Here is an 11,680-nt window from a genome sequence, read left to right as displayed (position 1 = left end):
GCCAACCCCGCATAATTCGTGAACCGCATCTCGTCCAACACCTGCGCCCGAACCTCCGGCGCAGCCCCGTAGAAATCATCCACGAACGACGGGAAAAACAACTCGTTCACGAACTTCGACGTCTGGTAGTTCTGCAGCCCGATCGACCGCACCACCATCGTCACCCGACTCCTCGGCAAATTCTCGTGCACCGCGAAAAACATCTCCGCCGCACTCTGCGCACCCCCCACCACCACAACCCGCAACGCCCGATCCCGATCCACCCGCGCAATCCGCGAACGGTACTGCGCACTGTGAATCACCCGATCCGCCGCCAGCCCCGCAAACACCCCCGGCACCCGCGCATCACGCCCACCCCCCACCACCAGATCCCGACACCGCACCCGATCCCCGCCCGACAGCAACACCTCCCACCCCGCCACCACACCATCCGAACCCACCACCGGATCCACCCGCACCACCCGCGCCCCATAGCGGATCCCCACCCGCTCCAACGAAGACGCCACCCACTGCAGATAATCCGAAAACTCCCACCGGAACGGATGAAACGTCCCCAAATTCACGAACTCGTCCAACCGCCCCCGCTCATGCAGGAAATTCAGGAACGAAAACCGACTCGTCGGATTCCGCAACGTCACCAGGTCCTTCAAAAAAGACACCTGACTCCGCGCCCACGGCATCAACAGATCACGCTGCCACTTGATGTCCGGACCCTGCTCCAACAACAACGTCCCGTCCGCCAAACCGTCCGAACCCGACTCCTCAATGGCCACCGCAAGCGCCAGATTCGCCGGACCCGCACCGATCGCCAGAACACCGACCTCCCGGTCCATCACACTTCCCCCTCGTTCCCGGTGATCCCCTTCGCCGACTGGCAGGAGCGAGGCTAGATTTCCGCCGTTCCCCGTCGATAGGGGAACGTGTCCCGTCGACTGGGGAATCTGGGGCGGGGACGCGGTGCCGGGTCGGCAGCGCGCCGGGCCGGGGTCAGGCGGCCGGCGCGGCGCCCGATGCGGTCGGGACGTGGGGCCCGGCCGGAGCGGGCCGTACGGCATCCAGCCGCCGCAGGCTCGCCCGGCGCTGTACGACGGCCAGCCCGGCGACCGCGGCTCCCAGCGCGAGCCAGCCGGCGGGCCCGGCGGTCATCACCGCACCGGTCAGCAGCAGCGGCCCGGCGGCCTTCTGCGCGGCGGAGGAGATGCCGGCCACGCCCAGGTACGAGGCGCGCGCTTCGCGGGGCGCGAGGGAGACGGCCAGTTCCCAGGAGGTGACCGAGCGGACGAGCTCAGCCGCGGTGACCAGCACCGCGGCGGCGAGGAGGGCGGAGGAGGCGGCCCAGGCCCCGTGGGCCGGGGTGAGGGCGAGGAGGGTGCAGGTGGCCAGCACGGCCAGGCCGTACCAGCCGACGGCGGACGCGGCCTGGCGGGGCGTCTCGACCCTGGCGGAGACGGTGAGCTGGAGGACGACGACGAGCACCGTGTTGATCACCAGGAAGGCGGGGACCACGGCGTGCGGGGCGTCCGTGTGGTGGACGAGCCACAGGGGGAGTCCGACGTTGAGGAGGGAGTCGTCCAGGGTCATTGGGATGTCGAGGAGGACGAAGCGGAGGTAGCCGCGGTCGCGCCACGGGTTCTGCCCGCTCGGTGCGCCGGGCGCGGTCTGCGCGGCGCCGCCGCCCTCGGCGCCGCCGTCCGCGGGGACGCTGCCCTCGGGGGTGCCTGAGTGGGCGGCGACGCGGCCGTGGCCGTGCGGCTCGCGGGTGCGCCACACCAGGACCGCGGCGGCGAGGAAGGAGAGGGCGTTGGCCAGGATGAGGGCCTCGTAGGCGGTGCGGGTGCCGATGGCGAGGCCGAGGGCGGCGATGCCGGCGCCGAGCGCGTAGCCCGCGTTGGCGGCGCTGCGCGACAGTGCCTGGTAGGTGGCGCGGCGCTCGCCCGCCACGCGGGTGGCGAACAGCATCTCCAGGATCTTGGCCGCCCGGTCGCCCAGGGTGGTGAGGGCGACGACGAGCAGCAGGACCTCGAAGCGGGTGACCACGAGCAGGGCGCACAGGGCGACCAGGCGCAGCAGGTGGCAGGCGATCAGCAGCGGGCGGAGCGCGAAGCGGTCGGCCAGGTGGCCGGCCAGCGGCGAGCCGGCGATGCCGGCCACGGCGCCCGCGCCCAGCAGCAGGCCGAGGCGGCCGGCGTCGAGGCCGACGACGAAGGTGAAGAACAGGACGGAGGAGGCGGCCCAGACGCCCGTGCCCGTGCGGTCCACGAGCTGGCCGAACAGCATGATCCGCGCGTCCCGGCCGCCGGGCGGCCGCCGCAGCTGGGCCAGCAGACCGCCGCCCCCCTTGCTCCCCCTCGCGTGGGCGTTCGCCTTCGCGCCCGTCCGTGCGCCGTGCCGCTGCCCCATCCCAGGCCTCCGAGTGCCGAGTTCCCCCGTAAAGTATCTCGATGTCGAGATACTTAGCGGTAGCCTGCCGGAGATTAATCTCGACGTCAAGATATTTAGGCGGCGATACCCTGGTGCCACAGGCCCCGAGGGAGGAACCGTGACCGAGCGCAAGCCGCCGGGCGTCAGCTTCGAGTCCTGGGTCGACCGGCAGATCAGGGAGGCTGCCGAGCGCGGCGAGTTCGAGCAGTTGAAGGGGCTCGGCAAGCCGCTGGCCTCGCTCGACACGCCGTACGACGAGATGTGGTGGATCAAGGACAAGATGCACCGCGAGGGCTTCGCGGCGCTGCCGCCCTCCCTGGCCCTGCGCAAGGAGGCCGAGGACACGCTGGAGGCCGTCCGCGCCGCCCGCTCCGAGCGCCGGGTCCGGGAGCTCCTCGACGCCGTCAACGAGAAGATCGCAGCGGCGCTGCGCATGCCCCCGCCCGGACCGCCCCTGCGCCTGTCCCCCTTCGACGTCGAGGAAGTCCTCGCGCAATGGCGCGCGCAGCGCACGGACGGCGCGGGCGACGCCACCGCCGACTGAGCCGCAGACCGGGCGCCCCGCGCAGGCGCCGACCGGCCGACCCGGCCGGCGCCGGCGAATCGCCCACGAAAGTGCACGTCCGGCCCTCCCGGCCCAGAGCCGGTGACAGTGCTACAAATGGTTCGTGACCCATCCTTGCAGCCCGTGCCGGGGACGTCGGTGCGGTCACTGAGCGGGAAGCGCCCGCGGAGCGTCGCCAGACAGGTATTCGTCCTTCAGGTGGCGATCGTGGTGCTGCTCGCGGCCGGCGCGGTCCTGGCCCTGGTGCTCCAGTCCACCCACGACGTCGACCGGGAGGCCCGCAACCGTTCGGTGGCGGTCGCCGAGACCTTCTCCCATTCCCTCGGCCTCCACGAGGCGCTGAAGTCCCAGGACCCCTCCAAGATCCTGCAGCCCCTCACCGAGCAGACGCGCAAGGAGGCGGGGGTCGACTTCATCGTCGTGATGAACACCGACGGGATCCGCTACACCCACCCGCTGCCCGACCGCATCGGCAAACGGTTCGTCGGCAACATCGAGCCCTCGCTGGCCGGCCAGGTGCACACGGAGAGCGTCCAGGGACCCCTGGGCAAGGAAATCCAGGCCATCGTCCCGGTCTTCGCCGAGGGCAACAGCGGCCGGGTCGAGGCGCTGGTGTCGGCCGGCCTCACGGTCAAGAACGTCACGGGTGTGGTCTACCGGCAGCTCCCCGTCATCCTCGCCACCAGTGCGGCGGGCCTGGCGCTGGGCACGGCCGGCGCCGCGCTGATCAGCCGGCGGCTGCGCCGGCAGACCCGCGGCCTCGGCCCGCTCGAGATGACCCGGATGTACGAGCACCACGACGCGGTGCTGCACTCCGTACGCGAAGGGGTGCTGATCATCGACGGGGGCGGGCAGCTGCTGCTCGCCAACGACGAGGCGAAACGTCTGCTCAACCTGCCGCCCGACGCCGAGGGCCGGCACATCCGGCAGCTGGCGGAACTCGACGGGCACCTGGCCGACCTCCTGCTCTCCGGCCGCGAGGCCACCGACGAGTTCCTGGAGGCCGGGGAACGGCTGCTGGTCATCAACCAGCGGCCCACCCGGCCGCGCGGCGGCAGGGCCGAGGGGATGGCGGTCACCATCCGCGACTCCACCGAGATGCGGGTCCTGACCGCCCGCGCGGAGGCCGCTCGCAGGCGGCTGCGCCTGCTGTACGACGCCGGCGTCGGCGTGGGCACCACCCTCAACGTGGAGCAGACGGCGCAGGAGCTCGCGGACGTGGCCGTTCCGCGCTTCGCGGACTTCGCCACCGTGGACCTGCTGGAGCCCGTGCTCGCCGGCGACGAGCCCACGGGCGGGGTCGCGGACCTGCGCCGTACCGGCGTGAGCGGCATCCGCGACGACAACCCGCTCTACCCCCGCGGCCGGGTGATCGACTTCGTGGCGACGACCCCGCAGGCCCGCGGCCTGAGCACCGGCAAGGCCGAGCTGATCGAGTACCTGGCCGACACTCCCGGCTGGTACGTACAGGACCCGCCGCGGACCCAGGCCGTCATCGACTACGGGATCCACTCCCTGATCACCGCCCCGCTCAAGGCCCGCGGCGTCGTCCTCGGGCTCGTGAACTTCTGGCGGTCCGAGAAGCCGGAGCCCTTCGACGAGGAGGACCTCTCCCTGGCCGAGGAGCTCGTGGCCCGGGCCGGGGTCAGCATCGACAACGCCCGCCGCTACACCCGCGAGCACGCCGTCGCCGTGGCGCTGCAGCACAGCCTGCTGCCGCGGGACCTGCCCGAGCAGAACGCCGTGGAGGTGTCCCACTTCTACCTGCCCGCCACGTCCGGGGTGGGCGGGGACTGGTTCGACGTGATCCCGCTGCCGGGCGGCCGGGTCGCACTCGTCGTGGGCGACGTCGTCGGGCACGGGCTGCACGCCGCGGCCGCGATGGGCCGGCTGCGGACGGCGGTCCTCAACTTCTCCTCGCTCGACCTGCCGCCGGACGAGCTCCTGGCCCGCCTCGACGACCTCGTCCAGTACACCGACCAGAGCGGGGAGGGCGGCGGCGTCGAGGGCGGCCTCGTCGGGGCCACCTGCCTGTACGCCGTGTACGACGCGGTGACCCGGCAGTGCACGGTGGCCCGGGCCGGGCACGTCCCGCCGCTGGTGGTGCACCCGGACGGCCGTGTCGAGACACCCGAGCTGCCCGCCGGGGCGCCGCTGGGGCTGGGCGGCTTCCCCTTCGAGGCGGCGGAGCTGGACCTCGCCGAGGGCGCCCGGCTGGTCCTGTACACCGACGGGCTGATCGAGGACCGCACCCGCGACATCGACGAGGGCCTCGACCGGCTCCGCTCCGCCGTCGCCCACCCCGACCGCAGCCCGCGGGACACCGTCCGGGCCGTCCTCGACGAGCTGCCGCCGGAGCACGCCCGCGACGACGTGGCCCTGCTGGTCGCACGGACGTCCGTACTGCCGGCGGACTGCATCGCCGAATGGGACGTGCCGTTCGAGCCGAGCGCGGTCGCCTCCATGCGGGCCGAGGCGATGGCGAAGCTGGACGAATGGGGGCTGACCGAACTCGCATTCGCCACCGAGCTGGTGCTCAGCGAGCTCATCACCAACGCCATCCGGCACGGCGCCGAGCCGGTGCGGGTCCGGCTGCTGCGCGACCGGGTGCTGACCTGCGAGGTCTTCGACGGCAGCAGCAGCTCCCCCCGCCTCCACTACGCGGCCACCACCGACGAGGGAGGCCGCGGGCTGTTCCTCGTGGCCCAGCTCAGCTGGCGGTGGGGCGCCCGGTACACGCCCGACGGGAAGGTCATCTGGTCCGAGCAGCAGCTGCCGGACGCGGAGGGCGGGGACTGAGTCCTGGGTCCTGGGTCCTGGGTCCGGGGCCCTGCGGGCCCAGGTGGGGCCCGGGCCCGCAGGGCGGTCAGCTGATGCCGTAGCGGGCGGCGACCCCGGCGAGGATGATTTCGAGGCCCTCCTCGAAGTGGGCGTCGTAGTCCTCGAAGAGGTGGGATCCGGCGGCTGCGGCGGCCGGGTAGTCGGCGAGCCGCTCGCTGCGCTCGGAGACGTCGTAGCCCTCGCGGCGCTCGCCCGCCACCGGGTGGACGCCCTGCTCCTCGGTGACGAAGCCGAGGGTGTACATGAACGTCGTCGTGAGGGTCCGGACCGCCTGCGGCAGCTCGAAGCCCGCCTCCAGCAGCGCCCGGAGGTGGGCTTCCTGCTGTTCGCCGTGTTCGGCGCCGGTGAAGCGGGAGCCGCTGAAGACGCGGGCGCCGTCGCGGTAGGAGAGCAGGGCCCGGCGCAGTCCGCGGTTCGCGGCGAGCAGCATCTCCCGCCAGCCCGTCGGCCGCTGCGGCTCGTCCCGCGCCATGCGCCGGTACATCTCGGTGGCCATCTCGTCGATGAGCTCCTGCTTGTTCTTGAAGTGCCAGTACAGCGCAGGGGCCTTGACGTCCAGCTCGGCCGCGATGGCCCGGAGCGTGAGCTTCTCCAGGCCCGTCTCGTTCAGCAGGCGCAGGGCCGCCTCGGCGACGGTCGTACGGCTGAGCGGCGGGACGCGGGACGGGGTGCGGCCGGGCTGGGGTCGGGGCGCGGGCTCGGGGGTCATCGCCCGATTCTTTCAGATGGGCTTGACAGCTTAACAACGTTAAGGGCATTCTCTTGCTACGGTCTCACTTAACAACGTTAAGGAGAGGTCGGAGGTCTGGATCGGGGTGCGCCGCCGCTGGGGCGGCCGCCGGACGAGCGGGGATGGACATGAACGCGTACGAGACGAGGGCGCACGAGACGAGCGCGCACGAGGTCGACGGGGTGGCTGCGGCGACCGGGGTGGCTGCGGTGGACGGGCCGGATGTGTGGGACGTGCTGATCGTGGGCGCGGGGCCGACAGGGCTGGCGCTGGCCTGCGACCTCGCGCGCCGCGGGGTGCAGCCGCTGGTGGTGGAGCGCTCGCCGGGCCTCTTCCCGGGCTCCCGCGGCAAGGGCATCCAGCCGCGGACGCTGGAGGTCCTCGACGACCTGGGGGTGCTGGAGGAGGTCCTGCGCCGGGGCGGCCCCGCCCCGGTCGGGATGGCCTGGAAGGACGGGGTCCGGCTGGGCGAGCACCGGATGTTCGAGGAGACCGAGCCCACCGAGCAGGAGCCCTACGCGGGGCCGTGGATGCTGCCGCAGTGGCGTACGCAGGAGATCCTGCTGGCGCGGCTGGGCGAGCTGGGCGGGGGTGTGCGGTTCGGCTGCGAGCTGACCGGCCTCACGCAGGACGCGGAGTACGTCGCGGCCGTGCTCGCGCGCAGCGGCGGGGGGAGCACGACGGTCCGTGCGCGGTACGCGGTCGCGGCCGACGGCGGCCGGTCCACGGTGCGCCGGCTCGCCGGGATCGCGATGTCCGGGGAGCGCATCGACACCACGCCGATGGTGGTGGCCGATGTGGTCATCGACTCCCTCGACCGGGACCGCTGGCACATCTTCCCGCCGGCCGAGGACGGCAGCCGGGGCTTCGCCGCGGCGTGCCCGCTGCCGCAGACCCGGGAGTTCCAGTTCGTCGCCCAGTATCCGGAGGTCCGTCCCGAGCTGACGGCGCAGGACGTCCGGTCGCTGGTCGCGGAGCTCACCCACATACCGGCCGAGGAGGTACTGGAGGTGCGCTGGGCCTCGGACTTCACCGTCAGCGCGGCGCTCGCCGACCGTTTCCGCGAGGGCCGGGTGTTCCTGGCCGGGGACGCAGCCCACATCCACTCGCCCGCCGGCGGGCAGGGGCTCAACACCAGCATCCAGGACGCCTACAACCTCGGCTGGAAGCTGGCGGCCGTCCTGCGGGACGGTGCACCGGAGGCCCTGCTCGACACGTACGAGGAGGAGCGGCTGCCCCAGGCGGCCGCCATGCTCGGCCTGTCGACGCGGATCCACCGCGGCGAGGCCCGGCGCGGCGCCGCCACCCGCCAGCTCGGCATCCACCTGCGGGAATCGCCGCTCACCCGCGAGACCAGGTCGGACCTGCCGGAGGGGGCCCTGGCCGCGGGTGACCGCGCCCCCGACGGCCGCCGGGACGGCCTGCGGCTGTTCGACCTCTTCCGGGGCCCGCACTTCACCCTGCTCGCCGTCGACACCGACCTGCCGGAGCAGCTGCCGCCGCTGGCGAACCTGCGCACGGCCCGCATAGGCGCCTATGAGAGCTACGGCCGCGGGCTGTTCCTGATCCGGCCCGACGGCTACATAGCGTGGGCGGGCGCGTCCGCCGCGGCAGAGGGCGACCTGGCCGCGTGGGCCTCCCGGCTCAGCGCCGTCCCCGCGGAGAGGGCTTCGGGACTCGCCTGAGCGGGCCGGGGGGCTCACATGTGGCGGTTCGCGTAGTACTTCTCGATGAGCTGGATGAACGCCACGTCGTCGTCGTGCCGGCCGCTCTCGAATTCGGGTGAGTCCTTCACCTGCTCCCGGGTGGCGGCCAGGTGGACGGTCTCGTTCTCGGCGTCCACCGCGGTCACCAGGGACGCCGGGACCATGACGTGCCGCCCGAAGATCCAGGGGCCGGTGTCCACCACGACGTACTGGCGCCCGACGTAGTCGGTGTGCTTGTCGATCTTCCCGATGGATCCGTCGGAGGCCTCGACCTTGTATCCGACCAGCTGTGCCATGTCGACCGTCACGGGTCTCACCTCTCCCGTCTTTCCGATTTCCCGGTCCCCTCGGTGCCGGGGAACCGCCCGTCCGGGCACGGGGCGCCTACCCAGCCGGGCCGGTTCCAGACAGCCCGGCGGCTCAGCCGCTCGCGGTGACCAGCAGGGTGCGGGCGGGGACCGCGCCGGCGAGGCGGCAGCGGTGCGGGAGGTCGCCCCGGTGGTGGGCGCTCTGCCCCGCCCGCAGGGTCAGGGGCTCCTCCCCCTCCACCTCGAGGACCACCTCGCCCTCCAGGACGTAGAGGAAGTCCTCGCCGGGGTGCTGGAACCAGCCCCGCTCGCCCTGCCCCGGCTCGAAGTGGTGCTCGTACGCCTCCATCAGGCCGCTGCTGCCGCCGGGGATCAGGACATGGGCGACCTGGCCTGCGGCCTCGCTGACCCGGATCACCTGCGGGTCGCTCTCGTGGCTGACGGCGCCCGGCCGGCCCGGCGGACGCAGGAAGGTGCCCGGGGTGACGCCGAGGGCCTCGGCGATGCGGTAGATGGAGCTCAGGCTAGGGGTGGTGAGGCCGCGTTCCAGCTGGCTGAGGAAGGGCTGCGAGAGGCCGGAGCGGGCGGCCAGGACCTGCATGGAGACGCCGCTGCCCTTGCGGCAGGCGCGGATCACCCGCCCGACCTCGACCGCTTCTGGGGTGGGTTCGGATCGAGACACGCTGGTGAACGTACCCCATGCGGGTGGTCGGGCCGGAAGGCCGCGGCAGCTTTCGTACTGCTGCAACACGCCGTTCATAAGCGTGGTCAATTATTGACCTCACTTATCGAAACGAGGAGTTCCCCGTGCACGCCACCCCTTCCCCGCCCGGCCGGGCCGCGCTCGGCCGGATCGGTCCGGCCCTGGTCGCGGCCATGGCCGTGCTCGCCGCCTGGTACGCGGCGGGCCGCGCCGGCATCGCGGCGCCCGGACTGCTGCCCACACCGGCTGAGACCCTGGCGGCCCTGGCCGACGGGGCGCGCAGCGGAACCCTCGCCGCGGATCTCGGCGCCAGCCTGGGCCGGGCGGGTCAGGGCTTCGCCCTGGGGGCGCTGGCCGGCTCGGCGCTGGGCTTCGCCACCGGGTACCTGCCGTGGCTGTCCGCCGCCGTCACCCCGGTCGTCTCCTTCCTGCGGCCGATCCCGGCGATCGCCCTCGTCCCGCTGGCCACGGCCTGGTTCGGGATCGGGGAGACCGCGAAGCGGCTGCTCATCGCGTACGCCGTGCTGCTCGCCGTGTGGCTGTACGTCCATGACGGGGTCTCGCGGGTGCCGGTGACGCATCTGCGGGCGGCCCGGACACTGGGCGCGCCGCTGCGCCGGCGGTTCACCGAGGTGCTGCTGCCCGCGGCCGCCCCGGCGCTGCTCGCCGCCCTGCGCTACGGGGCCTCGGTGGCGCTGCTGGCGCTGGTGGCCGCGGAACTGGGCGGTGCGGACAGCGGGTTGGCGTACCGGCTCCAGGTGGACGGGCAGTTCCTGCGGGTGGACCGGATGTTCGCCGGGCTGCTGGTGCTCGGTCTGCTCGGGGTGGCCGTGGACCTCCTCCTCGCCGCTGCCGGCCGCCGCTTCGCGCACTGGAGCGAGGCGTGAGCCGGGCCGTGCGGGTCGAGGGCCTGACCGTCGCACACGGCGGGGCCGGGGTGCGCGGGCGGGGCGGGGCGTTCCCCGCGCTGGAGGGGGTGGACCTGGAGCTGGCCGCGGGCTCGTTCACGGCGCTGCTGGGGCCGAGCGGCTGCGGCAAGTCGACGCTGCTGGGTGCGGTCGCCGGGTTCGTGCGGCCGGTCGCCGGTCGGGTTGCCGTGGCCGGGGAGCCGGTGACCGGTCCGGGGCCGGACCGGGGCGTGGTCTTCCAGCACTATGCGCTGTTCCCCTGGCGCACGGCCCGCGGCAACGTCGAGTTCGCCCTCAAGCGGCTCGGGCTGCCCCGGGCGGAGCGGCGGCGCCGGGCGCTGGCCGCGCTCGCCGAAGTCGGGCTGGCGGACGGCGCCGAGAAGTACCCCGGCCAGCTGTCCGGCGGGATGCAGCAGCGGGTGGCGCTGGCCCGCGCGCTGGCCGCCGAGCCCGAAGTGCTGCTGCTGGACGAGCCGTTCGGGGCGCTGGACGCGCTGACCCGGGGCCGGATGCAGGAGCTGCTGCGCCGGCTGTGGCGGCGTACCGGGCTGACCGTGCTGTTCGTGACCCACGACATCGATGAGGCCTTGGCGCTCGCCGAGCGGGTGGTGGTGCTCGGCGGCGCGCCCGGCCGGGTGCTGGCCGACCACCCGGTGCCGCCCGGACCCCCCGACCCCGCGCTGCGGGAGCTGATCGCCGCCCGGCTGACCGAGCCGGAGGCCGTCCATGCCTAGAGAGGAATCCTTCACGATGTCCCGACCCCGCGCGGTCGCCGTCGCCCTGGTGGCGGCCCTGCTGACCGCCCTCGCCGCCGGCTGCTCCGGCTCCGGTTCCGCAACGGCAGGCGGCGGACCCGGCCGGGCCGCGCCGGTCGCCATCGCCGCCGGCGACTACCTCGGCGGCGCGCCCGTCCACCTCGCGCAGGAGCGGGGGCTATGGGCCGCCGAGGGCGTGCAGGCCAAGGTGACCTCCCTGGCCACCGGGCGGGACGCGCTGAACGCCGTGCTGGGCGGGCAGGCGCAGCTCGGGGTGGTGGGCGACCTGCCCGCCGTCACCGCCGCGCTCGGCGGGCGCAGCGTCCGGATCGTCGCCGACCTGTCCCGGTTCTCCGACTGGCGGCTGCTCACCCGCACCGACCGCGGCGTCACGGGCTTCGCCGCACTGAAGGGGCGGAAGGTGGGCGTTCCGCAGGGCACCAACGTGGAGTTCGCGCTGTCGCGGATGCTCGGCTCGGCGGGGCTGGGCCCCGCCGACGTCACCGTGGTCAACCTCTCCCCCAGCCAGGTGCCCGCGGCCCTGGCCCGCGGGGACGTCGACGCCGGGGTCACCTTCCCGAGCTTCTACGACGCGGCCCGTACCGCCCTCGGCGAGCGCTACGCCGAGGTGCCGTTCACCGGGTACACCGCGCACACGCTCCTCGTCGCCGGACCGTCCGTCGACGACGCGGCGACCACCGCCGTGCGGGGCGCGCTGGTGCGGGGGCCGCACCGCCAGTCCG

Annotated in this window: 11 protein-coding genes; 6 read left to right on the top strand and 5 right to left on the bottom strand. The window is 73.5% G+C overall.

Translation table 11 applies throughout. The features are described 5' to 3' along the window. Together ABZ924_RS11575 and ABZ924_RS11570 are read right to left on the bottom strand one after the other, a co-directional pair. Nucleotides 1-833, bottom strand: an 833-nt coding sequence (locus ABZ924_RS11575) for a SidA/IucD/PvdA family monooxygenase (RefSeq protein ID WP_361907059.1), incomplete at its 3' end; no start/stop codon positions are given. Nucleotides 834-987: 154 nt separating this feature from the next. Continuing rightward, nucleotides 988-2,400 carry an MFS transporter gene (locus ABZ924_RS11570; protein ID WP_361907057.1) on the bottom strand — a complete coding sequence of 471 codons (1,413 nt, stop codon included), beginning with the start codon at nt 2,398-2,400 and terminating at the stop codon, nt 988-990. Between the two features lie 139 nt (nt 2,401-2,539). Between ABZ924_RS11570 and ABZ924_RS11565 the strand changes: the two genes are divergently transcribed. Together ABZ924_RS11565 and ABZ924_RS11560 are read left to right on the top strand one after the other, a co-directional pair. Next, complete coding sequence (locus tag ABZ924_RS11565; protein WP_361907055.1) at nt 2,540-2,965, top strand: DUF1992 domain-containing protein; 426 nt, start codon at nt 2,540-2,542, stop codon at nt 2,963-2,965. Nucleotides 2,966-3,082: 117 nt separating this feature from the next. Then, nucleotides 3,083-5,785, top strand: a complete 2,703-nt coding sequence (locus ABZ924_RS11560; protein ID WP_361907053.1) for a SpoIIE family protein phosphatase — start codon at nt 3,083-3,085, stop codon at nt 5,783-5,785. A 67-nt stretch (nt 5,786-5,852) separates the two neighbouring features. On the opposite strand, the gene ABZ924_RS11555 is transcribed toward ABZ924_RS11560, so the two are convergent. Then, nucleotides 5,853-6,536, bottom strand: a complete 684-nt coding sequence (locus ABZ924_RS11555) for a TetR/AcrR family transcriptional regulator (RefSeq protein ID WP_361907051.1) — start codon at nt 6,534-6,536, stop codon at nt 5,853-5,855. Nucleotides 6,537-6,679: 143 nt separating this feature from the next. On the opposite strand from ABZ924_RS11555, the gene ABZ924_RS11550 reads away from it, so the two are divergent. Further along, nucleotides 6,680-8,242: an FAD-dependent monooxygenase gene (locus ABZ924_RS11550; RefSeq protein WP_361907049.1), complete on the top strand. Its 1,563-nt coding sequence runs from the start codon at nt 6,680-6,682 to the stop codon at nt 8,240-8,242. Nucleotides 8,243-8,256: 14 nt separating this feature from the next. On the opposite strand, the gene ABZ924_RS11545 is transcribed toward ABZ924_RS11550, so the two are convergent. Together ABZ924_RS11545 and ABZ924_RS11540 are read right to left on the bottom strand one after the other, a co-directional pair. Continuing rightward, entirely contained in the window at nt 8,257-8,559 is a 303-nt protein-coding gene (locus tag ABZ924_RS11545; protein ID WP_361907064.1) for a PRC-barrel domain containing protein, read from the bottom strand. Nucleotides 8,560-8,683: 124 nt separating this feature from the next. Continuing rightward, nucleotides 8,684-9,253 carry a cupin domain-containing protein gene (locus tag ABZ924_RS11540; RefSeq protein WP_361907047.1) on the bottom strand — a complete coding sequence of 190 codons (570 nt, stop codon included), beginning with the start codon at nt 9,251-9,253 and terminating at the stop codon, nt 8,684-8,686. A 125-nt stretch (nt 9,254-9,378) separates the two neighbouring features. Between ABZ924_RS11540 and ABZ924_RS11535 the strand changes: the two genes are divergently transcribed. The 3 genes from ABZ924_RS11535 to ABZ924_RS11525 all read left to right on the top strand — a co-directional run. Next, a complete protein-coding gene (locus tag ABZ924_RS11535; RefSeq protein WP_361907045.1) occupies nt 9,379-10,161 on the top strand; it encodes an ABC transporter permease subunit in 783 nt (260 codons plus the stop codon). Continuing rightward, a complete protein-coding gene (locus ABZ924_RS11530; protein WP_361907044.1) occupies nt 10,158-10,916 on the top strand; it encodes an ABC transporter ATP-binding protein in 759 nt (252 codons plus the stop codon). The genes ABZ924_RS11535 and ABZ924_RS11530 overlap by 4 nt, the downstream gene beginning before the upstream one ends. Nucleotides 10,917-10,932: 16 nt before the next feature. Further along, a partial coding sequence (locus ABZ924_RS11525) for an NrtA/SsuA/CpmA family ABC transporter substrate-binding protein (protein ID WP_361907042.1) occupies nt 10,933-11,680 on the top strand: 748 nt, incomplete at its 3' end.

Source organism: Streptomyces sp. NPDC046876, from assembly GCF_040645035.1.
Taxonomy (GTDB): domain Bacteria; phylum Actinomycetota; class Actinomycetes; order Streptomycetales; family Streptomycetaceae; genus Streptomyces.
Note: the sequence above shows the minus strand (reverse complement) of the source record. Positions and strands in the feature narration are given on the sequence as shown.